Below are 25,287 nucleotides of genomic sequence, written 5' to 3'. Positions count from 1 at the left end.
CGGCCTCAGGGTTTGCCGGGCTGTGACGCTTGCGTTCGTCCGCTTTCCCAACCGCCGCCGAGGGCGAGGAACAAATCGATCTGGCTCATCGCGACCTGAGTGTTGGCCGACGCCAGTTGCGCCGTGACATCGGTGTAGGTGCGAGTGGCTTGCAAGTCTGCCAGGAACGACGCGCGGCCAGCCTGGAAGAAGCGGTGGGTCTGGTCCGCCGCCAGTTGCGCCGACTGCTCGGCATCGGCCAGGGCATCGCGGCGTTGCAGTAGCGCGGAGTACTGGGCAAGGCCGGTTTGCGTTTCGCGGATCGCGTTGAGCACCACGCCGTCGAAGTGCGCCAGCGCGCCTTGGGTCGAGGCTTCGGCTTCGCGGATTCGGGCGCGGGAGCCATTGGACGGCACGGTCCAGCTCAGCAACGGGCCGAAACCCCAGCGATTGGTCTGCGGTTTGCCGAGGTTTTCCAGGGTGCCGACGGTGCCGATGGACGCGCCGATGCTGATGTCCGGGTACAACTCGCCGGTGGCGATGCCGATACCGGCGGTCGCGGCGGCCAAACGACGCTCGGCCTGACGTACATCCGGGCGGCGCTTGAGCAGCGTGGCGCCGTCACCCACCGGCAACAATTGCGCAATCTTCGGCAGCTCGGCGCAACTGGCGGTGCCCGCCGGCAGTTGATCCAGCGGTTTGGCCAGCAGCATCGACAAGCGGAACAACCCGGCCTGACGCGACGCCTCATAACGCGGCATGTCGGCGCGCAAGGATTTGAATTGGGTTTGCGAGCGGGTGACCTGGGTTTCATCCCCACGCCCGGCATCGCGCAGACGTTGGGTCAACGTCGTGCTCTGGGCTTGCAGGTCGAGGGAATGCTGGGCGATTGCCTGTTCTTCGTTGGCCGCACAGACTTGGGTGTAAGCCCGAACCACATCGGCGACCAGGGTGATACGCGCCGTGTCCGCCGCCGCTTGGGTGGCATCGGCGTTGGCCTTGGCCGCCTCGATGCCGCGCTGCAAGGTGCCGAACAGGTCGAATTGATAAGACGTGGTAATGCCAATGTCGCCGACGTTGGCTACCGGTACTTTTTCTGGCAGCAGGAAGGCTTCGCCGGACTCCTGCAAGCGCTGGGCGCCCATCTTCACGCCACCGCTCCAGCCGCCCGCCGCTTGCGCTTCATCCACTTGCGCACGGGCCCGGGACAGGTTCGCCGCCGCCACGCGCAGGTCGGTGTTGGAGGCCATGGCCTGCTGCACCAATTGATCGAGACGCGGGTCCTGATACAAGCGCCACCAATCGCTGGGCACCGGCACCGACACCACATCTTTGTCGTTAGCCGCCAGGTTGCCCTGGAAATCGTCACGGTGCACGGCAGCTTCGCCCGGCAAGTGATAATCCGGCCCGACCACCTGACACGCCGACAGCAACAGGCCTAACCCGGCCACCGCCAAAGCCGAGGCTTTGCTCATTTCGCGGGCTCCTCGGTTTTATCGTCGATGATCGACACCGTCGCGGTACGGCCGGCAATCATGCGGAAATCCGCTGGCACGTCGTCAAAGGCGATCCGCACCGGAATCCGCTGGGCCAGCCGCACCCAACTGAACGCAGGGTTAACGTTGGGCAACAGGTTGCTGCCGCTGCTGCGGTCGCGGTCTTCGATGCCGGCAACGATGCTTTCCACATGCCCGCGCAAGCGAGCGCGGTCGCCGATCACGCGGATATCCACGCCTTGGCCGACGTGAATGCCGTCGAGTTTGGTTTCTTCGAAATAGCCGTCGATGTGGAATGAATTGCTGTCCACCACCGACAACACCGGCCGTCCGGCGGTCACGAATTCCTGGGCGCGGGGCGCACGATCGTTGATGTAGCCGTCCACCGGGCTGCGGATAGTCGAGCGGTCGAGGTTGAGCTGGGCGCTGTCCACCGTCACCAGCGCTTCGGACAGGGCCGACTGCGCACGGGCGACTTTCGACAGGCTCTCTTCAAGCTGCTCGCCCGGCACCAGATTGCCGAGGCCACGGTTACGCTTCGCCTCGCGCTGGGCCTGGGCCAGGGTTTCTTCGCGATCGGCCACGGCAGCTTTCGCCTGGCGCAGGGCCAGTTTGAAACGGTCCTGGTCGATGCTGAACAGCACTTGGCCGCGTTGCACCAACTGGTTGTCGCGCACTTGCACTTGCTGGATCAGCCCAGACACGTCCGGCGCGATCTGCACGATGTCGGCACGGATGTGCCCGTCCCGGGTCCAGGGCGCGAACATGTAATACATCACCATGCGCCAGACCACGACAACGGCGAAGCTCACGATCAGCAGGGTCAGCAGGACGCGACCAATGGTCAAAAAAGGTTTTTTCATGTCATCAGGTATCGACTGAGTGAGTCCACGGCGCCGAGCAGCAAAGCGTAGAGAGCCACGTTGAACAATGCCCGGTGCCAGACCAGACGGTAAAAGTGCAGGCGCGTGAGCACCCCGTGCACCAACAGGTAAAACAGGTAGGTAATGCCCATCAGCACCAGCAGCGTGGGCAGGAATACGCCGCTGATATCCAGATCACCGATCATAAAGGCGCTCCATCGATGCCATGGGGAAGCGGTTCTTCGAGTGCGCCGGTGCCGACGAATTCCACACCGGGCAGCAACGCCAGGCGCAGACCACTCAAGGCGTGCAGCAAATGTAGCCGGGCGCCGTCGTCGCATTCGATGTTGAGGGCACGACGGGTGCGGTCGAGGGTCATCAGCAACGGACTCGGTGCCGGCAAACGCTCGCCGGCCTTGAGGCACGCCTTGAAGTACTCGCCGACTTCCGCCACCACTTGCTGCAGCAACACTTGCGGCACGCCGAACACGCGCGGGGTGTAGGCCAGCAGGTCGAGCAGGTTCAGGGCCACCCGCACTTCCCTCAGGGCGACACCGGTGTCCTGGCCGATCAGACCCAGCCGCGGCAAGTGCTGCATCAGGCGATCGAGCATCTGCACGCCCAACTTGCGGTGTTCGGACAAGGTCGCCGGTTCGGTGAGGCTGACGATGTCGCGCCAACTGAAACGGGTCAGGCGCTTGGCCGCCAGTTCCGCGCCGAATGGGCGTGCAATCAGCGTCCAGACAAAGGCAAACAGCAAGCCAATCGGCCCGGCCAGGTTGGAGTTGGAGAAACTGAGGAAGTCCGCGTCGTAGGCGCCCTGGATGCTGATGAAAGACGAGGTATTCACCAGCGTCAGCAGCATGCCCAGGTAAAACTGCGGCTTGACCGTCAGGGTGCCGATGCAGATAAACGGCACGGCAAACGCCAGCACCAGCATCGGAAAGTCATGCAGGTTGGGCAGGACCAGAAACAGATAAAGGCTGGCGAACAACACCGACATCGCGGTCCAGAAAAAGAACCGGAAAATCTGCGGCGCCGGGTCGTCCATCGAGGCGAAGAAACTGCACGCCACCGCCGCCAGAATCACCGCGCCGCCGCCGTCGGTCCAGCCGAGCAGAATCCACAGCACCGACGCGACAATGATCGCGCTGACCGTGGACATCGCCGAATAAAACATCAGCCCACGGTCCAGAAACGGCGTCAGCCGACCGAGGCGCCAGTGGCGATACACCGCGCGCCAATTGTCCTGGCTTTCGCACCGGATGGCGTATTGCAGGCTGCGGCAGTCCTGCCACAAATCGATCCACTCACCGAGGCGATACAGGGCATTGGAAAACAGCAGCTGTTTGCGATCCTCCAGCGCTTCGGAACTCGGTTGCAGCGCTTCGAGTTGATCTTTCAGCGCTTGCCAACGGTCGAGGTTGGCGTCTTTGTGGTCGAGCCATTCGGTGGTCGCGGCCAGCAGCGGCGCGAACTTATCCACAAGCTCCGGGGTGCGACGCTCCAACGCGTAGAGCGCGTCATCGAGGGCATCGATCACCGGCAACAGGTGAATCATCCGCCCGCGCAATTCCTTGGTATTGCGCACGGTTTGAGGCCGCGCGCCTTCGTGGGGCAATTGGCCGATCATCAGTTCCAGGCTGTTGAACGTCGTCACCATCGCCGACCGCAAAGCGCTGACTTCCTCCGGCTGCACATTGCGACTGAGAAACCGCAGGCTGTAGGTCGAGGCATCGGCGAACCATTTATTCACCGAATCGTTGAACACCGGCGCCAGCCGCCGGGGCCAGAACATCGCGCCGACCACTGCGGCCACGGCGATGCCGAGGAAGATTTCTTCGGTGCGCGCCTCGGCGATGTCCCACACCGCCAACGGGTTATCCAGCACTGGCAGGGCGATCAGCGGCAAGGTGTAACCGGCGAGCATCAAGGCGTAGCTGTTGGCGGTGCGCAGGTGCAGGGACAGGAACAACAACGTCCCGGTCCACAATGCGATGATCACCACCAGCACCCACGGGCTCTGGACAAACATCGGCACAAAAAACACCGCCGCCGCCGCGCCCATGAACGTACCGACCGCGCGGTACAGCGCCTTGGAACTGGTCGGGCCGACAAACGGGCTGGAAACGATATACACCGTGGCCATCGCCCAATATGGACGCGGCATCTGCATGAGCATGGCGATGTACAACGCGATCATCGACGCGGCGAAGGTACGCACGCCGTAAAACCAGTCCCGCGCCGGGGGAACGCCTGTCCAGAAACCGCTCAAGATTGGACCACCGACGGATAGCTCGCGGCTTCAAACGCCCGTAGCACACGCAGCGCCGCTTCAAGATCGCCTTGTTCGATGCCTTCCAGCACTTCGTGACGCAAACGCACCAGCTCGACCTCAACCGCTTGCACCAACTCGCGACCGGTGTCGGTCAGGCTCAGGCACTTGGCGCGGCGGTCGTGGGCGTCTTCCGTCCGGCGCACGTAGCCCGAATGGCACAACTGATCGAGCAAACGCACCAGGGACGGACTCTCCATCCCCGCCGCCTGCGCCACCGTCACCTGCCGCACACCCTCCCCCAAACGCCCGATCATCAACAACGGGACGGCGCAGGCTTCGGAGATTCCATAATTGACCAGCGTGGTCTGGCAGATCTTCCGCCAATGCCTGGCGGCCACCACCATGGCACTGCTGATGTTCATCTGGAGAGCGTCGAGGTTTTTTGGCACGGGGGAATGACACACTGTTAGTTTGCTAACTATCAATATCGCATTCGAGGGAAAGGGCGGTCAAGTTTTGAAACAATTTGGCGATCAACGACAGCGTCTTTGGCACGCATTCTTTGAGCAATCAGATCAATTGGGGAACTTGTAATGGACATTAAATCCATCCGAACCGATCAGGAACTCAACAGCGCGCTTTTGCGCATTGAACAGCTATGGGGAGCGCCACCGAACTCACCTGAAGGGAATGAACTCGATACGTTGGCGATGCTGGTTGATAAGTATGAAGACGAGCATGTTCCAATTCCGACGTCCCATTCCTTGTAAGACACCACACGTCGCGTAGATTTTCGGTCGGGTCAAATTTTGTACTAACGACGTATATACTTCGTCAGCACATCAGTTGAGGAGGCAGACCATGTCAAAACAAGCCGTTTTCACAATGAAACTTGAACCGGAATTGCGCGAGCAGTTCATGGCTGAGGCCGAAGCCTCGCATCGCCCTGCTTCGCAAATCGTTAGGGACATGATGCGTCAGTTCGTTCAAAAACAGCGAGAGTCGCGTGAGTACGAAGCGTTTTTACAACGCAAAGTAGACATCGCTCGAGCGTCCATGGAAGCGGGCGAAGGCCTGACGAATGACGAAGTTGAAGCAGAATTTACTGCCAGGCGAGCTAGGGCTGCTGAAGAATGAGGGTTATTTGGACGCCAGCAGCAGCACAGGATCGTGCGGACATTTGGGACTACCTCCACGCGGTGAATCCGAAAGCAGCCATCGCAATGGATAACCGCTTTACCGATTCAATTTCACGACTTTCCAAATACCCCGAAAGCGGCCCTGCCGGAATAATCGCAGGCACTCGAGAGCTGATTCCGCATCAGAGCTATCGCATTATTTATGAGCTGGGACAGGACGCGATCTGGATACACGCGCTGGTTCACACGTCCCGACAGTGGCCGCTGGAGAGTTGAAGAACTCCCCCGTTTCACACCCCCCGCCCCTTCCTCATCAACACATCCAACTGATCCACCACTTCCGCCCAATCCGCATCATCCAGAATCTCGTCCCGCAAAAAGGCAGCTTGGCTCTCGCTCCAGAAAAACGCGTCCGCCAGGTGCAGTTCAGGTTTGAGTGGGGAATGGGTGGCGATGAATTGGTCGATGCTGACCGGGTCGTTGTCCAGGCCGAGTTGTTTGAACAGGGAGGGCAGGCTGTGGGTTGGGGATTCCATGTTGGGCTCCTGGGTGTCTGGAAAATTATTCGCGAGCAGGCTCGCTCCCACAGTTTTACCGCATTTCCCTGTGGGAGCGAGCCTGCTCGCGAAAGCGGCCTTACGAACACCGTGATATTTAATGACTCAACTCGCAAACCTCCGCATGCGGCACCATTTTCAGAAATTCCGGCATGCTCATGTGCAGCAGGTTGTTGTGGTTGCCGGCTTCCAGATAGATATCTTTCTGCCGGGTCAGCAATGGGTCGATGAGCATGTCCAGGCCATAGGATTCACCCAGCGCCGGCACCGCGCCGCGTTCGCAGTCGTTGAACAGGTGCGCCAGGGTGCTTTCCCGGGTGATCTGCCATTCGCCGCTGCCGCGTACTTTGCTCAGGTCCAGGTGACGGCTGGCGGGGAGCACGGCCATCAGGTAATGCCCGTGGTGGTCGTCGAGGATCACCGATTTGGCCACCCGTTCGGCAGGAATGCCCGACACGCGAGCCGTTTCGAGGCTGCTGGCCGAGTGCGGGTGGGTGACGATGTCGAATTCGCATTGAGCCCGATTGAGGCTCTCCTGCACGGTTCTTGCCATACGCATGATGCACCTCGGTGTCCGCTGCAACGGCAAACGGACGATGGTTAACGCTGTTTTCTTCCACTAAAAGTCTAGGCCCGCCGACGCCTTCGCGTGGGAAATCTGCCCACCGGAATCACCGCAAAAACTGGTCAAAATTCGTACAACTCGCAGCTCAGCTAGACTCTATACAGAACCATCCAACTCTCGCGGAGGGTCACGTGAACATTCGTTGCTGTGCCGTGGCGCTGCTGTTGACCGTGAGCGGACCGGTTTTCGCGGCGGACAACGTCGTGCTGTTCATTGCCGATCCCCTCGGCCTGTGGCTGATTGCGTTTGGCATCGCGTTCCTGGTGGCCGAGGTCACCGTGCCTAATTACGGCGTGATCGGTCTCGGCGGCCTGGTGATGTTTGTCGCCGGCGCGGTGATTCTGACCAACACCCAAGTGCCCGTGCCGCTGATGATCGGCCTCGGACTGATCAGCGTCCTGCTACTGATTTTCCTGGTGATTCATGCCCTGAAAACCCGCCCGCGCCGCATCGTCAGCGGCGATGCCGGGCTGGTGGGCAGCGTGACGCCGGTGATGGCGTTGCAGGCCAACAGTGCCTACAACGGCTGGGTGCATTTGCAGGGCGAAAAATGGCAAGTGCTGAGCGCCACGCCGCTGCAACCGGGGCAAAACGTCCGGGTCGTGGGACGCAAGGGATTACTGCTACAAGTGGCCGCGGCTGACGCGGCGCCGGCGGGAGAATAACCATGGGCCTGCAACTGGGTTTTGCCGCGCTGCTGCTGTTGGTGATTGTGCTGGCGGGGTCGACCTTTCGCATCCTGCGTGAATACGAGCGCGGCGTGGTGTTCCAGCTCGGGCGCTTCTGGCAGGTCAAGGGGCCGGGCCTGATTTTGCTGATTCCGGCGGTGCAGCAAATGGTTCGCGTGGACCTGCGGACCATCGTCCTCGACGTCCCGCCCCAGGACGTGATTACCCGGGACAACGTGTCGGTGAAGGTCAACGCGGTGCTGTACTTCCGCGTGCTCGATCCGCAGAAGGCGATTATCCAGGTCGAAGACTTTCTCATGGCCACCAGCCAATTGGCTCAGACCACGTTGCGTGCGGTGCTGGGTAAACATGAACTGGACGAACTGCTGGCCGAGCGGGAGCGGTTGAACGTCGATATCCAGCAAGTGCTCGACGCCCAGACCGACAACTGGGGCATCAAGGTGGCCAACGTTGAAATCAAGCATGTGGACTTGAACGAGTCGATGGTGCGCGCCATCGCCAAACAGGCCGAGGCCGAGCGTGAACGGCGGGCCAAGGTGATTCATGCCGAGGGTGAGTTGCAGGCTTCGGAAAAACTGATGCAAGCGGCGGAAATGCTTGGGCGTCAGCCGGGGGCGATGCAGTTGCGGTACATGCAGACGTTGAGTTCGATTGCCGGGGACAAGAGTTCGACGATTGTCTTTCCGTTGCCGATTGAATTGCTTAAGGGGATGGCGGATTTGTCTTCGAAACCGTGAGGAAGATCAAAAGATCGCAGCCTTCGGCAGCTCCTACAGGGGTTCGGCGTACACCTGTAGGAGCTGCCGAAGGCTGCGATCTTTTGATCTTTCCTACAAACACCCTTGTCCGGCAATTTCGTCGGAGATTTCCTTCAAGTTGTAGCGGCGTTGGTGAACTTGTTCCGGCCCGGAGCCAGGTCTAGTCTGGCTTTGTCACTGAATAAACGGTGACACGGACGTGCAAGTCCGGGTAAAAACACCAACAATTCCTAGCCTATAGGTATTCATCGAGCACTTTGTGTTCGCTGTCCTCGCTTTATGGCGGCTGTGTGCGGGAGATCTTCGGATCTGCCGAGGTTTTGTTGGTCGGTCTCTTACTCGGTCTTGCACCCCGCACATAGCTGCCACCCTACCTTCGCGTGCAAGCGGACCGGGTCAGCGTCTTTTACATAAAGAGGCTAATCATGTTCAAAGAGACTCCAAATCCTCCAGAAAACTCTGGAGCCGATTCCCCCGAAGCACTCGACGCCACAAAAATGAAAGAAGCCGCCGACCGCGCCTTCGCCCATTACTTCCCCCCGGCCGAAGAAAAACGATCCAAGCGCCGTAAATACCAGCTATTCGCCGTCGCCGAGGGTATCAACGATCCCGAAGCCATGCTGGCCAATGCTTCCGAAGACTTGATGTCTATCAGCGCGATTGCGGCGGATTTGGCGGACGATGTGGAAGGCACACGCCGCTCTGTCGCCCTGGCGATCAGTCGTCTATCAGATGGCGTGCAGTTGTTGGTGGAGCGAGTGCTGGATCACCATGAGTCGATGGCTGAGAGCAAGGTTTAGTCAGGTAAATTGGCGGTGAAGTGACCACCGCTTTCGCGAGCAAGCCCGCTCCCACATTTGCACCGCATTCCCCCTGTGGGAGCGAGCCTGCTCGCGAAGAGGCCATAAGCTTCAACATCAATGGTGGCTGACACACCGCTTTCGCGAGCAGGCTCGCACCCACAGGGGATTGAGGTCGGACACACAATTTGTATTCACCGAAGATCACCCTGTGGGAGCGGGCTTGCTCGCGAAGGCGTCAGACCTGCCGACTATTTTCCAAAGCCTGATACGGCCCTAGCGCCCAACACCCCACCCGCTCAACCAACAGCGCCGAAGCCTCGCGGCGCTTGCTGTCACTGTCCCCGACAAACACCTCTGTAGGCTGTTTGGCATGCAGCCCCACCGCCGCAAACACCTGCTCTCGCTGCACATCATCCAACCCAAAAAACCCGGCCAACCGTCCCGCCATCGCCCCTGGCAACTCACTGTAATTCACCGCCAACCCGCCAAACTCCCGGCATTGCACCAACCCCAAACCCAACAACCGCCCCAACCGTCGCGCGATGTAATCCTCACGACCATCGAATGGCTGGTCATCATCCAGCCCGCTAGCCCCAATCATCCCCGGCACCATATGCATCCCCGGCCGGCGCAGATGGGAAACGGCAATTTCCAGCGGATCGCGGTACAGAAACATCCAGGGCGTGTCCGGAAAACACTCGCGCAACAGAGGTAACTCCGCAATGTTCCACGCATCGAGTTTGATCACCAACCGTTGCTCCGAACCTACGCGACGCTGGCCATAAGCAGACAACAACCCTTCAATCGCCCTACGCCGCTCAGCCGCCGGCAAGTCACTGCGCAGCAACGCATCGAGCGGCGGCGCTTCGCTGATGACGATGTGATCATCGAGCCGCGCAAGCATCTGACTGATCAACGTCGAGCCACACCGCGAAGCGTGAAAGATAAACGCACTTGGCGCCAATCCCGGACTTGTCACCTGCCAATCACTAAGAACAGCCAACGGCGTTTGCCGACGAAACGCCTGGTTAAACGGCAACCGCAGCGCATCATCCACGGCCTCGCGAAAAAACGGCTGATGCAGCGGCGTATCGCCAAACCAACACCAATCCACCTGCCATTCGCCGGCCTGCTGCCAGACCCGAATCGGCAGCCAACCTTCCAGGTTCAGGCGTTCCATTGTTCATTCCATTGGCGACGACCGTTGCGCATCGCGGCGCGCAATTCTTCCCGGGAAAACACCAGGCCTCGCTCAGCCGCCATCTCTAAAACACGGACGATGAAAACCTCCGTGTCTGCCAAGCCCTGCAACACATTCGAAAGCTGCGGATCACTCGCCACCAAGCGCTGAAATTGCAGCAAAGCCCCGTCCCCGACATCAGGCGCAGGGGTGGTCGGTAGCCCCTCAAGAATTGCCTGTTCCAGCCAAGGACCAGGACGGCAATCGAGCACCAGATGAACCCGCGCCGAACAATCGCGATTGTCCACGCGATGGGGCCGTGACAAATCAAGAAACCAACACTCCCCCGCCGCCATCGGCATGCGCTGGCCATCGAGCATAAAGTCCACCTCAGGCGGACTCAGCAACGGAATGTGCAGGCGCAAATCGGCGTCCGGCTCGCCCAGGTCATAGTCGCGATGTTCATGAATTTGCCCGCCCGGCCCGAGCCGCAACAGGCGTGCCGAAACGATGTCCAGCGGCAGGTCGCGCAAGCCTTGCTGCCAGCGCATATCGCGCCGCCACGGTGCACGCAACAGCGGTGCACCCAGGCCCGGCGACAATTCAGTCAACGCATCCGCCGCCGAAATCAGCGCCACGCCGCTCCAGTCGCCGGAGAAGTAAGCCGTGTTGAAATGACCGTGCCATTCGTGTTCACCAATCGCCGCCAACGCCTGCAACAGCAACGGCAAATCCACCATCACTGGCAAGCGAGAAAACGCGGGTCGACTCATCGTTGTGGCAGCACCGCGCATTCGCCGAGCCAGGTCAGCAAGCGATCAAGACACGCCTCCACCGACTGCACCCCGGTATCGAGCACCAGCGACGCGGACGGCGGCGATTCGTAAGGCGCGGAAACGCCGGTGAAACTCACCAGATCGCCGCGACGGGCGCGGGCGTAATGACCTTTGGGGTCGCGCTGCTCGCACACCGCCAGGGAGGCGCTGCACCAGACTTCGCGGTAATCCTCGCCGAGGCGCTGGGCATACATCTCCCGCAGTTCCACCAGCGGCGCAATCATCGCCAGGATCACAATCTGCCCGTTCTCCACCAGCAATGCGGCCAGTTCACTGGCACGGCGGATGTTTTCCTGACGATCGCTGTCGGTAAAGCCCAAATCGCGATTGAGCCCGACCCGCAGCCCGTCGCCATCGAGCACCACGCTTTGCACGCCGCGTTCGAACAACGCGGCGTGCAGTGCCTGGGCCAGGGTTGATTTGCCCGCCGCCGGCAAACCGGTCAGCAAAATCGCCGTGCCGCGATGGCCGTTGCGGGCCTCGCGTTGTGCACGGCTGATGCTGGCGGTCGGCGCCAGTAAATTACTGGGCCGGGGCATGGGCCGCCACCGGCACCGCAATGTTGCCCGACGCCCACGCGGCTTCACGATTGGCCAACGCCGTAGCGATGGACTGGACTTCGGTGGATTGCACTTCATCCGGCATCGGGTCGAGCCCGGCGCTGGCGAAGATCTGGCCGTAAGCGTTGCGCAGATCGGCGTAGGACAGGTCCCGACGCAAGTCCGCCTGCAAGGTGTTCAGTTCACCTTGGATCAAGTCCAGTTCGCCAATGCCGGCCGCCTGATGACGGTTACGCAACTGCCCGAGGATCTGCCCGTCGATGCTCGACAGTTCCTGGTTGGTCTGGAATTGATGCAGCGCTTCCTGATAGTTGGCGTTGGCCACGTAGAGCTGCGCCAGCACGGCGATGGACATCGCCTGACGCCGGGCCTTGGCCACCTCTTCGCCGGCCTTGGCCACGTTGATCGCCGCCGGGGCGGAAATCACGTTGAACAGGTTCCAGGTCAGCTTCACGCCGTAGTCGGCCCACTTGTCGTTGACCAGAAACGAGTTGCTGTCGTAATGCCCGCCGGCCGAAAACTCCAGCCCCGGCAACAGCCGCAGCATGGCTTTGCGGGTTTCGGCGGTGCTGATGCGGGTCTGGTAATCCTGCTCGCGCAATTCCGGACGGCTAGCCAAAGCTTCGTGTTCGAGGCTGGCCATGCCGACTTTCAGTTGCGGGATCGCGTAATCGTCCGGGGTCGCCAGTTTCAGATCGGTGCCCATCGGCAGGTTGATCAGGGTCGACAGTTCGGTCTTGGCCAGGGACAGCGCGCGGCGCTGCTCTTGCAACTGGCGGGTCGCCTCGATCAGCGAGCGCTGATAACCCAGCGCCACGACCGGGTCGCCAATGCGCTGTTCGCTCATGCTCTGGCTGTTGCTGCGCGCGGTATCGACCCGCGCCATCAGGCTGTCGATCTGCGTGAGCAGGCGTTCGGCGGCCACGGCGCGCCAATAGGCCGAGCGCACGTCCTGGACGATGGTGTTGATCACTTTGCGCCGGCGTTCCTGAACGATCAGGCGTTGGTCGCCCTGCTGCTTGGCGCTGATGTAGCTGACGCCGAAGTCGAGGACGTTCCAGACCATGGTCAGGTCGGCCACGCGACGGTCGCGGTCCTGGGACGTCGATGGTTCCAACGACTGGGTGCCGGTGAGCACGCTCTGGCTGCTGGAGGCGCCGACGTTGCTACGCCCGACATAGCCTGCATCCAGGGCCATGCGCGGCAGCATGTCGAAACTGGCGAGGTCGAGTTGGCGTTTGGCCAGGGCCTCTTCCATGATTTTAAGCCGGCCTTCGAGGTTGTACTTCACCGCGCGGGCCATCGCCTGGTGCAAGGTCAGCGGGCCACTGAGCGGCTCCTGACCGGTGTACATCGTCTGCATATCGCTTTTGGCACGTTGCTCGCTGACGCTGCGTTCAATCGGCTCACTTTTGACCGCACATCCGCTGATCGCCAACGCCAGCAGGCTGGCGCCGAATAACTTATGACTTCTTTTCATCCCTGGATCGCCCCTAGGTGCCGCACTGAATTATGTGTGTGTTTCAAGCCTGCATTTCGCTGATGCCGACTTGTTGCAAAGCGGCGGCCAGGCTGTTGACCTGCCGTTGCTCGGTGTCTTTGAGTTCTTGTAATTGCTGGCCCAGGGTCGGCGCGCCAAACACCCCGCGCAGGCCTTGGGACACATCGCCGCCACGAATCGAATGACTGCTGAAGGAATTCAGCGAATCACGCTCGGCACCGGTGTCCTGATTGAACAGGCTCGACAACGTACTGGTGCCGAACACCCCACCATCGCCGCCGCCAAACCCGAGGAAGCCGTGGCCCGAGCCATCGCCCGTGCCGCTGTCGCTGCTGCTGAACACCTGGGCAATAAAGCTCGGCGCCAGCGCCCCGCGGTTGATGAAGATGTCGCCCAATGGCCGGATGCCGTCCCCCAGCACCCGGTCTTCGAACAGCGGTGCAAACGTCAGTGGCGAGGCCAGCGTGCCGGTTGGAGCGGCGAAGATGACCGGTTGCAGCGGCAGGTGCGGCTGCTCAAGTACGACCACCGGTTGCGAGACGCGGAACTCCGGATCCGGCGGCACCACCACAACCGTCGTCGACGGTGCCGGTACGGTGTTGATCGCGTAGCCGTTCGATTGGCTGGTGCCGCTGCCGGCGTTGCCCGAACCGTCCGTGACGCCCGCGACGTTCAGGCTGATCGCGTTACTGGCGTTGCTCAGGTTGCTGGTCGGCGTCAGGGTCGCGGTCCAGGTTTTACCGCCGTCGTTGCTCGACAGGTTGGACAAGGTGCCGTTGGCCACGTTGACGTCGGACAGGTCGAAGCCACTCACCGCTTCATTGAAGGTGAAGGTCACCAGCGACGTCTGGCCCACGCCCAGGTTCGGGTTGGCCACGACGACCGTGGCGGTCGGCCGTTCGCCGTCGATCACGTAGTTGTTGGACACGGTCACCGTGTCGCCGGTGTTGCCCGCCAGGTCGGTGACGTTGCTGGTGTCCAGGGCAATGAAGTTGCTCGGGTCGGTGATGTTGGCGGTCGGCGTGAAGGTGCCGGTCCAGGTCTTGCCGCCGTCGCTGCTGGCCAGGTTGGTCAGTTCGCCATTGGTGACGCTGAGGTCCGACAGGTCGAAGTTGTTCACCGCTTCGCTGAAGGTGATGGTCACCAGCGTGGTTTGGCCCATGCCCAGGTTCGGGTTGGCGACCACGATGGTTGCAGTCGGCCGCGTGGCATCGAGCGCGTAGTTGTTGGAGATCGCGATCCCCGCCCCGGCATTGCCGGCGGCGTCCGCCACGTTGCTGCTGTCGAGCAGGATCAGGTTGGTGGTGTCGTTGATATTGGCCGTCGGGGTCAGGGTCGCCGTCCAGGTTTTGCCGCCGTCACTGCTGAGCAGGTTGGACAGGTTGCCATTGGCGACGCTGAGGTCCGACAGGTCGAAACCGGATACTGCTTCGGTGAAGGTGATAGTGACTGTGGTGGTCTCGCCGATGCCCAAGCGGTTGTCCGCCACGACGATGGTCGCGGTCGGCCGCGCGGTGTCGATGGCGTAGTTGTTGGAATCGGTCACGCCCACGCCGCTGTTGCCCGAACCGTTGATCACGCCGGTGTTGTCGAGGCTGATCAGGTTGGTGGTGTCGGTCACGTTGGTGGTCGGGGTGAAAGTCGCGGTCCAGGTGATACCGCCGTCGCTGCTACTGACGTTGCTCAACGTGCCGTTGGCGATGGTCAGGTCGGCGTTGGTGAAACCGCTCACGGCTTCGCTGAAGGTGATGGTCACCGCAGACGTTTCACCGGCCTTGAGGGCATTGTCGGCGACCACGATGGTCGCGGTCGGCACCTGGGTTTCTACTACGTAGTTGGCGGAATCGGTGGTGCCTGCGCCCGCGTTGCCGGCCACATCAGCGATGCCGGTGTTGTTAAGGGTGATCACGTTGGTTGCGTCCGTCACACCAATGGTCGGGGTGAAGGTCGCGGTCCAGGTGATGCCGCCGTCGCTGCTGCTCACTGCGCTCAACGTGCCGTTGGCGATGATCAGGTCACTGTTGTCGAAACCGCTGACCGCCTCGCTGAAGGTGATGGTCACCAGCGAGGTTTCGCCCGGTTTCAGGGTGGTGTCGCTCAACACAATGGTGGCGGTCGGGCGCTGGCTGTCGATTACATAGTTATTGGAATCGGTGGTGCCGCTGCCGCTGTTGCCGGACAGATCCTGAACGCCGGTGTTGTCCAGGCGCACGATGTTGCTGGTGTCGGTGATGCCGGCCAACGGCGTCAACGTGGCGGTCCAGGTAATCCCGCCGTCGCTGCTGCTGACATTGCTCAGGGTCGCGTTGTCGATGGTGAGGTCGCTGTTATCGAAACCGCTGACCGCCTCACTGAAGGTGATGGTCACCTGAGTGGTCTGGCCAACGCCCAGGGCCGGGTCGGCCACCACGATGGTCGCGGTGGGGCGCTGGGTGTCGATGGCGTAGTTGTTGGAGTCGGTGCTGCCGCTGCCGGCGTTACCCGAAGCATTTTGCACACCGCTGTTGTCCAGGGTGATCAGGTTGGTCGCGTCGGTGATGGCGCTGGTCGGCGTAAACGTGGCCGTCCAGGTGATGCCGCCGTCACTGCTGCTCACGGCGGTAAGTGTGCCGTTGGCGATAGTGAGGTCGGCATTGCTGAAACCGGTCACGGCCTCGCTGAAAGAGATGGTCACCAGCGAGGTTTCACCGATGTTCAGCGCGGTATCGGCAACCACGATAGTGGCCGTCGGCAGCACGGTGTCGATGGTGAAGTTGGCCGAGTTGGTGGTGCCGGTGCCCGCGTTGCCGGCAATGTCGGTCACCCCGGTGTTGTTGAGGACGATCAGGTTAGAGGTATCCTTGACGCCGATTGTCGGCGTGAAGGTCGCGGTCCAGGTGATGCCGCCGTCGCTGCTGCTCACCGCACTCAAGGTGCCATTCGGCACGCTCAAATCGCTGTTGTCGAAACCGCTGACCGCTTCACTGAAGGTGATGGTTACCAGCGAAGTTTCGCCCGCACTCAGGGTCGGGTCGGCGACTACGATGGTGGCGGTCGGACGCAGGCTGTCGATCACGTAGTTGTTGGAATCGGTGGTACCTGAACCAGCGTTGCCGGCCACGTCCGCGACACCGGTGTTGTCCAGCGTGATGAGGTTGGTCGCGTCGTTGATGCTCGCGCTTGGCGTGAAGGTCGCGGTGTAGGTGATGTTGTCGCTGGTGGTCAGCCCGGAAAGGGCGCCGTTTTCGACGGTGAAGTCGGCGAGGGTCAGGCCGGTCACCGCTTCGCTGAAGGTGATGGTCACCAGCGAAGTTTGACCCGCCGCCAGGGTTGGGTCAGCCACCACGACGGTCGCGGTTGGACGCACGGTGTCGATGGTGTAGTTGTTCGAATTGGTGGTGCCGCTGCCGGCGTTACCCGAGGCGTTTTGCACACCGCTGTTGTCCAGGGTGATCAGGTTAGTGGCATCGGTGATGGTGTTGGTCGGCGTAAACGTGGCCGTCCAGGTGATGCCGCCATCGCTGCTGCTCACCGCTGTCAGCGTGCCGTTGGCGATGGTCAGGTCAGCGTTGGTGAAGCCGGTTACCGCCTCAGAGAAGGTGATAGTGACCAGCGAGGTTTCGCCGATTTTCAGCGCATTGTCGGCGACCACGATGGTCGCCGTGGGCGCCACGGTATCGATGGTGTAGTTGCCGGAGTTGGTGGTGCCCGCGCCCGCGTTGCCGGCCAGGTCAGCCACGCCGGTGTTGGCCAGGGTGATGACGTTAGTCGCGTCATTGATGCCGGCGGTCGGCGTGAAAGTCGCGGTCCAGGTGATGCCGCCGTCGCTGCTGCTCACTGCGGTCAACGTGCCGTTGGCGATGCTCAGGTCAGCGTTGGTGAAACCGCTCACGGCTTCGCTGAAGGTGATGGTCACCAGCGAGGTTTCGCCTGCGCTGAGGCTCGGGTCGGCGAGGACGATGGTCGCGGTTGGGCGGACCGTGTCGATCGCGTAGTTATTGGAATCGGTGGTGCCGCTGCCGGCGTTACCCGACGTGTCGCTGACCCCGGTGTTGTCCAGGGTGATCAGGTTGGTCGCGTCGGTGATGCTGGTGGTTGGCGTGAAGGTCGCGGTCCAGGTGATCCCGCCGTCGCTGCTGCTCACTGCGGTGAGTGTGCCGTTAGCGATGGTCAGGTCGGCGTTGGTGAAACCGGTCACGGCCTCGCTGAAGGTGATGGTCACCAGCGAGGTTTCGCCGATTTTCAGCGCGTTGTCCGCGACCACGATGGTTGCCGTGGGGCGCACGGTGTCGATCGCGTAATTGTTGGAGTTGGTCGTACCGGTGCCGGCATTGCCGGACTGATCCTGCACGCCGGTGTTGTCCAGGGTGATCAGGTTGGTCGCGTCATTGGTGCTGGCGCTTGGGGTAAAGGTCGCGGTCCAGGTGATCCCGCCGTCGCTACTGCTCACCGCTGTGAGCGTGCCGTTGGCGATGGTCAGGTCGGCGTTGGTGAAACCGGTCACGGCTTCGCTGAAGGTGATGGTCACCAGCGAGGTTTCGCCGATTTTCAGCGCATTGTCCGCCACCACGATGGTTGCGGTCGGGCGCAGGGTGTCGATGGCGTAGTTATTGGAATCCGTGGTGCCGGTGCCGGCATTGCCGGACAGGTCCTGCACGCCGGTGTTGTTCAGGGTGATCAGGTTGGTCGCGTCATTGATGCTGGCGGTTGGGGTGAAGGTCGCCGTCCAGGTGATACCGCCGTCGCTGCTGCTCACGGCGGTCAACGTGCCGTTGGCGATGCTCAGGTCGGCGTTGGTGAAACCGCTCACTGCTTCGCTGAAGGTGATGGTCACCAGCGAGGTTTCGCCAATGCTCAGCGCGTTGTCGGCCACGACGATGGTCGCGGTCGGGCGCACGGTGTCGATGGCGTAGTTGTTCGAATCCGTGGTGCCGGTGCCAGCGTTGCCCGCCGTGTCGCTGACCCCGGTGTTGGCCAGGGTGATCAGGTTGGTGGTGTCGTTGATGCTGGCGGTTGGGGTGAAGGTCGCGGTCCAGGTGATACCGCCGTCGCTGCTGCTCACGGCCGTGAGTGTGCCGTTGGCGATGGTCAGGTCGGCGTTGGTGAAACCGGTCACGGCCTCGCTGAAGGTGAAGGTCACCAGGGACGTTTCGCCGATTTTCAGCGCGGTGTCCGCCACCACGATGGTCGCCGTCGGGCGCTGGGTGTCGATGGCGTAGTTGTTCGAGTTGATCACACCGAGCCCGGCGTTGCCGGACAGATCCTGCACGCCGGTCTTGTCCAGGGTGATCAGGTTGGTGGTGTCAGTGATGCCAGCGGTCGGCGTGAAGGTCGCCGTCCAGGTGATGCCGCCGTCGCTGCTGCTTACCGCTGTCAACGTACCGTTGGCGATAGTCAGGTCGGCGTTGGTGAAACCGGTCACGGCTTCGCTGAAGGTGATGGTCACCAGCGAGGTTTCGCTGCTGTTCAGCGCGGTGTCCGCGACCACGATGGATGCCGTCGGCGCCACGGTGTCGTGGATCACGTAGTTGTTGGAGGTGCCGGAACCGGTGCCGACGTTACCCGCCAAATCCTGCACGCCCGTGGTGTCGAGGGTGATGGCGTTGGTCGGGGCGTTGATGTTGCCCGCCGCCGTCAGGGTTGCGGTCCAAGTGATGCCGCCGTCGCTGCTGCTGACTGCGCTCAGCGTGCCGTTGGCCACGGTCAGGTCGGCGTTGGTGAAATTGTTCACGGCCTCGCTGAACGTGATGGTCACCAGCGAGGTGCCGCCGGAGTTCAGGTTGGTGGTGCCGACCACGATGCTCGACACCGTCGGCGGGGTCACGTCCGGTGCGTAGTTGGTATTGACCACACCGCCGTCGTTGAAGATGTTGCTCACTGGGGCCGGGGTGCCGCCTGTGCCGCCGCCGCCCGATGCCTGTCCGCCCGAACCGCTGCCGCCGGCATTGCCGGCCATGGCGCCGAAGTTGGCCGCCGTCATCAACAGGGTGCCTTTGTTCCAGATCGCGCCGACGCCTTTGCCGCCCGCGCCACCCGGGTCGCTGGAACCGCCGTTGCCACCACCGCCGCCACCGCCACCACCGGCCGCAACGTTGTTGGAGATAACGGATGTACCGACCACCGTCAGGGTGCCGGTCGATGCGTTGTAGATACCGCCAGACGCCGAAGCGCCGGCCCGGCCGGCCTTGTCCCAACCGGAGCCACCGCCGCCACCGCCGATGGACACGGTGCCGTTGGTCGCCGTGCCGCCGTTGCCGCCGTTACTGTAATTCGAGGCGCCGAGGCCGCCGGCGCCACCGGTGGTCGTACCGCCGTGACCGCCCATGTAATTGGAGTTGTAGGTGCCACCATTACCACCGCTGCCCGCACCGCCGGCCGTACCGGCATACACGCCAGTGCCGAAACCGGCGGTGCCGCCATGACCACCGGTTTGACCACCCAGCGCACCGCCACCACCGCCGCCGCCACCGACCGCGCCGCCGACGTAAGGAGCGGTGACGCCACCGCCACCGCCGCCGCCAGAGGCCGCGTTATCGGTCACCGTGACGTTTCTGAGGGTCAGGTTGCCGGAGTTAAGAATACCGCCGCCCATCGCCCCGGTGCCGTCCGTCCCCGCCGCAGCCCCTGCACCGACCGCCATGCCCTGCTTGATGATCAAGCCGTCGAAGGTCGCCGTGACACCGGAATTGACCTGCACCACGCGGGTTTTGTACTGACCGTTAAGGGTAACGTCGGCGACGCCGTCGTTATTCAAGTCACCATCAATCGTAACGTTCTTGGTGATAGTCAACTGCGTGTTCAGCCCGACGATCATGCTGGTGTTGAAGGTGACGGTGTCGCCGGCCACGGCATTGGACAGGGCGGTGCGCAAGGAACCCACGCCGCTGTCGCTGTTATTGAGCACAGTCAGCGTCGCCAGGCTGTACTGGTAGCCGGCCATGGACGCGGATGACAACACGCTGCGGCTTTCGATACTGCCGGTGGCGATTTCCAGGTCCCAGTCGCCGCCCACACCGGTACGGTTGGTGGACGCGGCAATATCGCGGCCGGTGAGTTGTGCCAGGGAATCGACAAAACTGACGCCGCGTTCACCGGCGCCGGTATTACAGGCGTAGATCAGGATGTCACCACCGACGTTCATGTCCTTGCCGATCTCGGCCAGCACGTCGCTGCGCGCGGCGACGTTGTCGGCCGACAGGTAGCTGTTGCCCAGCCACAGGTCGCCGGCATTGCCGTGGGCGATGATCTGCACCGAGCTCACGCCCTGGTGGGTGTCGAGGTAAGCGGCGATTTGCTGCAAGCCGTCCTTGGTGGCATCCAGCGTCACCACTTCGGTGCCCGGTGCGACGCCTTTGAGCAGGCTGTCGGTGTCCTTGATGCGCGAATCGACGAACACCACGCTCTGGCCGGGTACGGCAGTCGGTGTGGCTGCCGGTGCGGGGGTCGCGGCAGAAGCGTTGTCGGCCTGGCCATGGGTGTCTTTGCTGGCAGCCGGGTGATCGGCCGCCGGCGGCTTGGCGGTGTCAGCCGTGGGGTGACTGTCGGGCTGGGCCGCATCGGCCACCGTGGCCGCGACCGCGCCGTCGAACAGCATGCGCGGTTCCAGGGACATGATCATCGGCGATGCCAGTACGCGAGCGCCCTGGGCCTTTTTCGACTTGCCGTTGTTCCACCACATGCTGCTCACCCGAACTCGAACTTTTATGACGGCCAAGAAAAAGCCGCGATCAATTAATTGATCGCGGCGTCGGATTTCATACGAATGACATTGGCGGCGCTGGAGGACCCATCGTGCCAGAAGGACAGTTCTGCATATTTGTCGAACAAGTCCGGCGGCAGGATCGTGCGCCTGGACTCCAGCGCCACCTGGCGCTTGACCCGATGCAACCCTGAAACGCCGAGGGCCTGGTCAAACTCCGGAGCGTCGTAGACGAGGTTGTTGAAGTCATGCTCGAACCACGGCTCGCCGATGAATTCGTAGACCAGCCGAAGGACCCGTTCGGGCGCCTGGCTGAGCAGGTCGTAATCGACAATCAACAAGGAGTCGGCGTTTTCGCCGTAATAGGCTTCCTTGAGCGCTGTCCAGGCAAAACCCACCAAGCGATTGCGCTGGGCCAGGGTTTCACAACGGCTGTAGACGGTATTGCGCTCGACTTCGTCGTTGAACAGCTTGGTGTTCTCGAACGGGTTGGCGCGGTACAGGCGTTCGAGGCTGTCCATCACCCAGGCGACGTTGCGCACACAAGCGATGGTCTTGGCCTTGGGAAACAGGTCCTGCAGCGCAGGCAGACGCGAGCACCATTGGCGGTTGGTATCGAAGATAACGGGCTTGTCGGCCTGGTCGGCGTAGTAGGAGTCGAACAACCCACGCAGCAGACGGCGACGCAGAGGCGTGTCGATCACCGCACCGAACTCGCTGCCGGCGCTGCATTGTTCGAGGACGCTGGTAAAGAGGGTGCCAACGGGGCTGCTCATGCCCGCATGAAAACGCGGGTTTTGCAGCAATATGGCGGCCAGCAGGGTAGACCCTGAGCGTGGCAGCCCGGATATAAAGTGATACTGCTGCAATCCCTTCACCCTAGTCGGAAGTCCCTTTATATGTCGAAGCGTAGTCTATGCAGCATGGGTCGACTAGTGGTGTTTTGATATCAATTTGAAGCTAAAAATACGGGCTTGGTCTGAAAGCATTGAGCCAGATGGGTTGAAACGTTTCAGCGACCTCTAAAACCATTTGATCGGGGATGAGAAGTCCGGTTTAACGCTTTCTGGTTGCCATCAGAAACAGCCGTGCACGGTTGTTGCCGGACTCCGTTTCACTGACTTTTTGCCAGCCTGCGGGTATCGGGGCGAATTCGTCTGGCTGGTCGGCAGTGCTGATCAACCATACCCGCCCCGTTCCTGGCGGCAGTTCACTGAGGTGGTCGAGGTAGATTTTTTCAGCGTTGTCATCCACCAGCGTGCCAAACCCGTAGGCATTCGGACGGCTTGAAGTGCCATCGGCCTGCGGAGGGGTGTAGAGCATCGGTGCGGCATCGGTACGGTTGTAATAGACGTAGGGCATGTACCAGAGCAGGTCGCTGATAACGATCTGGTCGCCCTCGACGTAATGCTGATTGACGAACGCCACCATCACGCTGGGCTGATCACTCACATCCACCGTGGCATTGGTCTTCAGCCCCACCAGTTGGGTGCCGACCAACAGCACCAGCAGCCCCAGCGCCAACACGCGAAAGCCATCCCATAATCGGTCGATGGCCAGCCCCATGATCATCGGCAGGCCCAGCGCAAAAGCAGTCAGGTAGCGTTCGATAAACACCGGCGAAATAAACGAAACGCCGTACACCAACAGCAGCGGCAACAGGGTGTAGAGGGCCAGCAAGGCACTCCAGCGAAAGAGGCTGCGATCCCGCACAACGGTCACCACGATCACCCCCAGCAACAGCAGCGGCAATGCGATGAAGATCGGCCACGGCAAGGCATCGCCATCGTCCTGAATCAGGTAATCCCAGACCATCGCAGGCAGTGAACTCAGGGTCACCGCAGTCTCCCAACCCACATCACCATTGGCTTTGAGCTCATCCATGTGCTGAAGCAGATCGATCAGGCCGGGCAACCAGGGCATGAACAGCGCGACTATCGCAACGTTGGTCAGCCACCAGGCCGGGCGGGTGACGAGTTTCACCGGATGAGCGGGATGCAGGCGCAGAAGCAACAGATACGTCCAATGCACAATCACGCACAGGGCCGTGAAGTAGTGGGTGTAGAACCCGGCGCTCATCAGCAGCGCATAGATCACCAGATAACGCGTGCGCAGCGGGTGCTTGACCCAATACACCAGCGCAATCGTCGCACCGAGCAACCACAGCCCGAGCAACGAATACATCCGCACTTCCTGGCTGTAACGCACCGCCGTGGGCAGCAGCGCCAGCAATAAACCGGCGAGCAGGGCAGCCCGGGGATTGGCCACCAACCGCACTAGCCAGAAACCCAGCGCCACCGTGGCAATGCCCGGCAATGCGCTCAAGCTGCGGATGGAGAAAATGCCGTCGCCAAACAACTCGATCCAGCCGTGCAGCAGCATGAAATACAGCGGTGGGTGCACGTCATGGGCGGCGTGAAACCAGATATCGCCCAGGGAATATTGGCTCATCAGCAGGCTTGAGCCTTCGTCGCCCCAAATAGCGGCAGCGGTGAGGTCGTAAAAACGTACGGCCGCGGCCAACGCCAGAATCAGCCAGAACCCATAATCGGCCAGCCATTGCGGCAGCGGCGAAATCACCGTGGCACGAGTACGCCCGGCACGCCCATCCGGCTTGCCGGCAAGCTCTGTTTCCCTGCGGTACTCCATGAAACATCACCCGCCTGGTCGAAAAAGCCCAATCACTCCAGAACACGCTCGGGAGTTGTCGTTCGATGCTGCCCCCATCTCTGCAAGAACGCAATCCGGCGACATTTGCACCAGCGTCTACTCTGAGTACTGGCCCAAGCAGTAGCGTCGGGCCAGTACGGCACCCTCCAAAAAACCACATGGATATACAAACTATGGACGTTTTTCTCGGAACCATTCTTCCCTTCGGCTTCTCGTACGCCCCCAGCGGCTGGATGCAAGCCAACGGGCAGACGCTGCCAGTCAGCCAGTACCAGGCATTGTTCGCTTTGCTGGGTGTGACCTATGGCGGCAACGGGTCGCAAAACTTCATGCTGCCCAACCTGTGCGGGCGCTTGCCGATGCACCAGGGCCAGGGCATCAACCTGACAAACCGGGTACTCGGCGAAGTCATCGGCACGGAAAATACCAGCCTGCTGGTCTCCAACCTGCCGCCGCATGCCCCGGTCATCACCGCCACCGCCACGTCGGCCCTGACGGCTTCCACCACGGTCAACCTGGTCAGTGTGCCAAGCACCCCCACCACCACACCGTCGAATGACAATGCCTACATCGGTGCCTCCGCAACCACGGGGCCGAGCTCCGCCGCAATCTTCTCGACCGCACAAGGCGCCAATCCGATTGCGCTCAAGGGTGTCAACAGCACCGTGGGCGGCACCGTCAACGTGACCGCCACCGCGCAAACCATCGGCAACGGCACGCCACTGGGCATCGTCAACCCTGTGCTGGTGTTGAACTTCTGTGTGGCCCTGCAGGGGCTTTTCCCTTCGCGCAACTGACCCTGGCGTCGGGGCCCAGGGCCCCGACCCTCCATTTTTTCAGGGAGCAGATTCATGCTTGATCAGATTACCGGCGACCATTTCCGCCAGTTGCTCGGCACTTCTCAGCCGCTCTATCTGAGCGATGGCAGCGAGCTACCCGTGATGATCGTGTCCGTGGTGGACAAACCCAATGCACGCATGTCGGCCACCGGGCGCATGCCGTTTGGCGTGGAACTGAGCAGCCCGGCACAGACGACCTTTATCGACGGTCCCTGCGCCATCGAGCTGCCAGAGCTGGGCCGCATCGAAGGCATCGTTGTGTCTCGCACCCCGGAACTGGGACGCGACGCCAGCCACACTTACTTCGACATCACCGTCAACTGAGCACCGCCGACTGCGGCTGGCCCGGATACCAGACCAGCCGCTCGGCCGCCACGTTGCTTTCCTCGACCTGAAACCCCAGCGCCAGATAATGCCGGCGCGCATGGGGATTGTTCGCCCAGACCACCGTCGCTACCGGGCAGCGCACCTGTTCGGCGGCTTTCTGCACACCTTGCAACACCGTGCGGCCATAGCCCTTGCCCCGCGCCGCCGGAATAAACGCCAGGTACAGCACGCGAATTTCATTGGTGCCGAAATCGGCGGTCAGCGCGCCAATCGGTGTGCCGAGTTTTTCCACCACAAAGTGCATGGCGTTGGGATAAGACTCCCCGGTGCCCTGCTCCTGCACCTTGAATTGCTGGGCAATCACTTCTTCCACCAGCTCTTGCTCGCCATCGATCCATTGCAGATCGGGCCGTGCGGCGTGGTAAAGGTTGTGCAAAAACGGCCCGTCGGTGGCACCGGACGGACGTACCACCAGATCACCCACATCATTGGAATTGTTGTTCAGCATT

The 25,287-nt window shown here is 61.6% G+C and carries 23 protein-coding genes; 8 read left to right on the top strand and 15 right to left on the bottom strand.

Going from position 1 to position 25,287, the window contains the following annotated elements; all coding sequences use genetic code 11:
- Positions 1-5: 5 nt before the first annotated feature.
- From ACIQY3_RS24725 to ACIQY3_RS24705, 5 genes are read right to left on the bottom strand one after another with little or no spacing between them, the layout of a single operon-like run.
- Positions 6-1,454: an efflux transporter outer membrane subunit gene (locus ACIQY3_RS24725; protein ID WP_403024842.1), complete on the bottom strand. Its 1,449-nt coding sequence runs from the start codon at positions 1,452-1,454 to the stop codon at positions 6-8.
- The gene (locus ACIQY3_RS24720) at positions 1,451-2,338 is read right to left on the bottom strand and encodes an HlyD family secretion protein (RefSeq protein ID WP_123516005.1); all 888 of its coding nucleotides are present in this window, start codon (positions 2,336-2,338) and stop codon (positions 1,451-1,453) included. The genes ACIQY3_RS24725 and ACIQY3_RS24720 overlap by 4 nt, the downstream gene beginning before the upstream one ends.
- Complete coding sequence (locus tag ACIQY3_RS24715) at positions 2,335-2,544, bottom strand: DUF1656 domain-containing protein (protein WP_054050271.1); 210 nt, start codon at positions 2,542-2,544, stop codon at positions 2,335-2,337. Before ACIQY3_RS24715 ends, ACIQY3_RS24720 begins: the two co-directional genes overlap by 4 nt.
- Positions 2,541-4,613 (bottom strand): FUSC family protein, encoded by a 2,073-nt coding sequence (locus tag ACIQY3_RS24710; protein ID WP_403024837.1) that lies wholly within the window; start codon positions 4,611-4,613, stop codon positions 2,541-2,543. The genes ACIQY3_RS24715 and ACIQY3_RS24710 overlap by 4 nt, the downstream gene beginning before the upstream one ends.
- The gene (locus ACIQY3_RS24705) at positions 4,610-5,038 is read right to left on the bottom strand and encodes a MarR family winged helix-turn-helix transcriptional regulator (protein ID WP_403024835.1); all 429 of its coding nucleotides are present in this window, start codon (positions 5,036-5,038) and stop codon (positions 4,610-4,612) included. The genes ACIQY3_RS24710 and ACIQY3_RS24705 overlap by 4 nt, the downstream gene beginning before the upstream one ends.
- Before the next feature lie 171 nt (positions 5,039-5,209).
- Here ACIQY3_RS24705 and ACIQY3_RS24700 point away from each other — a divergent pair, with 171 nt between their 5' ends.
- The 3 genes from ACIQY3_RS24700 to ACIQY3_RS24690 all read left to right on the top strand — a co-directional run bounded on the left by ACIQY3_RS24700 (position 5,210) and on the right by ACIQY3_RS24690 (position 6,031).
- Positions 5,210-5,386, top strand: coding sequence for a transcriptional regulator (locus ACIQY3_RS24700; protein ID WP_403024831.1), 177 nt, complete (start codon positions 5,210-5,212; stop codon positions 5,384-5,386).
- Between the two features lie 91 nt (positions 5,387-5,477).
- Positions 5,478-5,753, top strand: coding sequence for a CopG family ribbon-helix-helix protein (locus tag ACIQY3_RS24695; protein ID WP_403024826.1), 276 nt, complete (start codon positions 5,478-5,480; stop codon positions 5,751-5,753).
- Positions 5,750-6,031, top strand: a complete 282-nt coding sequence (locus ACIQY3_RS24690) for a type II toxin-antitoxin system RelE/ParE family toxin (protein ID WP_163907664.1) — start codon at positions 5,750-5,752, stop codon at positions 6,029-6,031. Before ACIQY3_RS24695 ends, ACIQY3_RS24690 begins: the two co-directional genes overlap by 4 nt.
- Positions 6,032-6,045: 14 nt before the next feature.
- On the opposite strand, the gene ACIQY3_RS24685 is transcribed toward ACIQY3_RS24690, so the two are convergent.
- Positions 6,046-6,291 carry a DUF2789 domain-containing protein gene (locus ACIQY3_RS24685; protein WP_403024822.1) on the bottom strand — a complete coding sequence of 82 codons (246 nt, stop codon included), beginning with the start codon at positions 6,289-6,291 and terminating at the stop codon, positions 6,046-6,048.
- Between the two features lie 118 nt (positions 6,292-6,409).
- Entirely contained in the window at positions 6,410-6,871 is a 462-nt protein-coding gene (locus ACIQY3_RS24680) for an aminoacyl-tRNA deacylase (protein ID WP_403024819.1), read from the bottom strand.
- A gap of 197 nt (positions 6,872-7,068) precedes the next feature.
- Here ACIQY3_RS24680 and ACIQY3_RS24675 point away from each other — a divergent pair, with 197 nt between their 5' ends.
- The 3 genes from ACIQY3_RS24675 to ACIQY3_RS24665 all read left to right on the top strand — a co-directional run bounded on the left by ACIQY3_RS24675 (position 7,069) and on the right by ACIQY3_RS24665 (position 9,184).
- Positions 7,069-7,602, top strand: coding sequence for an NfeD family protein (locus ACIQY3_RS24675; RefSeq protein WP_403024817.1), 534 nt, complete (start codon positions 7,069-7,071; stop codon positions 7,600-7,602).
- A 2-nt stretch (positions 7,603-7,604) separates the two neighbouring features.
- The gene (locus ACIQY3_RS24670) at positions 7,605-8,363 is read left to right on the top strand and encodes a slipin family protein (protein ID WP_403024814.1); all 759 of its coding nucleotides are present in this window, start codon (positions 7,605-7,607) and stop codon (positions 8,361-8,363) included.
- A 446-nt stretch (positions 8,364-8,809) separates the two neighbouring features.
- Positions 8,810-9,184 (top strand): DUF6124 family protein, encoded by a 375-nt coding sequence (locus tag ACIQY3_RS24665; RefSeq protein ID WP_403024811.1) that lies wholly within the window; start codon positions 8,810-8,812, stop codon positions 9,182-9,184.
- A gap of 238 nt (positions 9,185-9,422) precedes the next feature.
- On the opposite strand, the gene ACIQY3_RS24660 is transcribed toward ACIQY3_RS24665, so the two are convergent.
- The 7 genes from ACIQY3_RS24660 to ACIQY3_RS24630 all read right to left on the bottom strand — a co-directional run bounded on the left by ACIQY3_RS24660 (position 9,423) and on the right by ACIQY3_RS24630 (position 23,591).
- Complete coding sequence (locus ACIQY3_RS24660) at positions 9,423-10,367, bottom strand: sulfotransferase family protein (protein ID WP_403024808.1); 945 nt, start codon at positions 10,365-10,367, stop codon at positions 9,423-9,425.
- A complete protein-coding gene (locus tag ACIQY3_RS24655; protein ID WP_403024805.1) occupies positions 10,355-11,140 on the bottom strand; it encodes an aspartyl/asparaginyl beta-hydroxylase domain-containing protein in 786 nt (261 codons plus the stop codon). The genes ACIQY3_RS24660 and ACIQY3_RS24655 overlap by 13 nt, the downstream gene beginning before the upstream one ends.
- Positions 11,137-11,742, bottom strand: a complete 606-nt coding sequence (gene cysC, locus ACIQY3_RS24650; protein WP_403024802.1) for an adenylyl-sulfate kinase — start codon at positions 11,740-11,742, stop codon at positions 11,137-11,139. Before cysC ends, ACIQY3_RS24655 begins: the two co-directional genes overlap by 4 nt.
- Positions 11,726-13,243: a TolC family protein gene (locus ACIQY3_RS24645; RefSeq protein ID WP_403024799.1), complete on the bottom strand. Its 1,518-nt coding sequence runs from the start codon at positions 13,241-13,243 to the stop codon at positions 11,726-11,728. The genes cysC and ACIQY3_RS24645 overlap by 17 nt, the downstream gene beginning before the upstream one ends.
- Positions 13,244-13,286: 43 nt before the next feature.
- Positions 13,287-20,921: an Ig-like domain-containing protein gene (locus ACIQY3_RS24640; RefSeq protein ID WP_403024796.1), complete on the bottom strand. Its 7,635-nt coding sequence runs from the start codon at positions 20,919-20,921 to the stop codon at positions 13,287-13,289.
- A gap of 53 nt (positions 20,922-20,974) precedes the next feature.
- A complete protein-coding gene (locus tag ACIQY3_RS24635; protein WP_403024793.1) occupies positions 20,975-21,820 on the bottom strand; it encodes a sulfotransferase family protein in 846 nt (281 codons plus the stop codon).
- A 178-nt stretch (positions 21,821-21,998) separates the two neighbouring features.
- Positions 21,999-23,591, bottom strand: coding sequence for a glycosyltransferase family 39 protein (locus ACIQY3_RS24630; protein WP_403024791.1), 1,593 nt, complete (start codon positions 23,589-23,591; stop codon positions 21,999-22,001).
- Positions 23,592-23,785: 194 nt separating this feature from the next.
- Here ACIQY3_RS24630 and ACIQY3_RS24625 point away from each other — a divergent pair, with 194 nt between their 5' ends.
- Both ACIQY3_RS24625 and ACIQY3_RS24620 read left to right on the top strand, forming a co-directional pair.
- Positions 23,786-24,409, top strand: a complete 624-nt coding sequence (locus ACIQY3_RS24625) for a phage tail protein (protein WP_403024788.1) — start codon at positions 23,786-23,788, stop codon at positions 24,407-24,409.
- 54 nt (positions 24,410-24,463) lie between these two features.
- Positions 24,464-24,775 carry a hypothetical protein gene (locus tag ACIQY3_RS24620; RefSeq protein WP_403024786.1) on the top strand — a complete coding sequence of 104 codons (312 nt, stop codon included), beginning with the start codon at positions 24,464-24,466 and terminating at the stop codon, positions 24,773-24,775.
- Here the strand turns inward: ACIQY3_RS24620 and ACIQY3_RS24615 are convergent.
- Positions 24,768-25,286, bottom strand: a complete 519-nt coding sequence (locus ACIQY3_RS24615; RefSeq protein WP_403024783.1) for a GNAT family N-acetyltransferase — start codon at positions 25,284-25,286, stop codon at positions 24,768-24,770. The two genes, ACIQY3_RS24620 and ACIQY3_RS24615, sit on opposite strands and share 8 nt — an antisense overlap.
- Position 25,287 lies beyond the last annotated feature (1 nt).

This window comes from Pseudomonas sp. NPDC096950, from assembly GCF_044762525.1.
GTDB lineage: Bacteria > Pseudomonadota > Gammaproteobacteria > Pseudomonadales > Pseudomonadaceae > Aquipseudomonas.
The sequence above is the reverse complement of the archived record's forward strand: the minus strand, read 5'-3'. Positions and strand labels throughout refer to the sequence as shown.

Bases quoted from the DNA above. Each gene is read 5' to 3' on its own strand.
- ACIQY3_RS24725 (WP_403024842.1), bottom strand. From the start codon at position 1,454: ATGAGCAAAGCCTCGGCTTTGGCGGTGGCCGGGTTAGGCCTGTTGCTG.
- ACIQY3_RS24720 (WP_123516005.1), bottom strand. From the start codon at position 2,338: ATGAAAAAACCTTTTTTGACCATTGGTCGCGTCCTGCTGACCCTGCTG.
- ACIQY3_RS24715 (WP_054050271.1), bottom strand. From the start codon at position 2,544: ATGATCGGTGATCTGGATATCAGCGGCGTATTCCTGCCCACGCTGCTG.
- ACIQY3_RS24705 (WP_403024835.1), bottom strand. From the start codon at position 5,038: ATGAACATCAGCAGTGCCATGGTGGTGGCCGCCAGGCATTGGCGGAAG.
- ACIQY3_RS24700 (WP_403024831.1), top strand. From the start codon at position 5,210: ATGGACATTAAATCCATCCGAACCGATCAGGAACTCAACAGCGCGCTT.
- ACIQY3_RS24695 (WP_403024826.1), top strand. From the start codon at position 5,478: ATGTCAAAACAAGCCGTTTTCACAATGAAACTTGAACCGGAATTGCGC.
- ACIQY3_RS24690 (WP_163907664.1), top strand. From the start codon at position 5,750: ATGAGGGTTATTTGGACGCCAGCAGCAGCACAGGATCGTGCGGACATT.
- ACIQY3_RS24685 (WP_403024822.1), bottom strand. From the start codon at position 6,291: ATGGAATCCCCAACCCACAGCCTGCCCTCCCTGTTCAAACAACTCGGC.
- ACIQY3_RS24680 (WP_403024819.1), bottom strand. From the start codon at position 6,871: ATGCGTATGGCAAGAACCGTGCAGGAGAGCCTCAATCGGGCTCAATGC.
- ACIQY3_RS24670 (WP_403024814.1), top strand. From the start codon at position 7,605: ATGGGCCTGCAACTGGGTTTTGCCGCGCTGCTGCTGTTGGTGATTGTG.
- ACIQY3_RS24665 (WP_403024811.1), top strand. From the start codon at position 8,810: ATGTTCAAAGAGACTCCAAATCCTCCAGAAAACTCTGGAGCCGATTCC.
- ACIQY3_RS24660 (WP_403024808.1), bottom strand. From the start codon at position 10,367: ATGGAACGCCTGAACCTGGAAGGTTGGCTGCCGATTCGGGTCTGGCAG.
- ACIQY3_RS24655 (WP_403024805.1), bottom strand. From the start codon at position 11,140: ATGAGTCGACCCGCGTTTTCTCGCTTGCCAGTGATGGTGGATTTGCCG.
- cysC (WP_403024802.1), bottom strand. From the start codon at position 11,742: ATGCCCCGGCCCAGTAATTTACTGGCGCCGACCGCCAGCATCAGCCGT.
- ACIQY3_RS24645 (WP_403024799.1), bottom strand. From the start codon at position 13,243: ATGAAAAGAAGTCATAAGTTATTCGGCGCCAGCCTGCTGGCGTTGGCG.
- ACIQY3_RS24640 (WP_403024796.1), bottom strand. From the start codon at position 20,921: ATGTGGTGGAACAACGGCAAGTCGAAAAAGGCCCAGGGCGCTCGCGTA.
- ACIQY3_RS24630 (WP_403024791.1), bottom strand. From the start codon at position 23,591: ATGGAGTACCGCAGGGAAACAGAGCTTGCCGGCAAGCCGGATGGGCGT.
- ACIQY3_RS24625 (WP_403024788.1), top strand. From the start codon at position 23,786: ATGGACGTTTTTCTCGGAACCATTCTTCCCTTCGGCTTCTCGTACGCC.
- ACIQY3_RS24620 (WP_403024786.1), top strand. From the start codon at position 24,464: ATGCTTGATCAGATTACCGGCGACCATTTCCGCCAGTTGCTCGGCACT.
- ACIQY3_RS24615 (WP_403024783.1), bottom strand. From the start codon at position 25,286: ATGCTGAACAACAATTCCAATGATGTGGGTGATCTGGTGGTACGTCCG.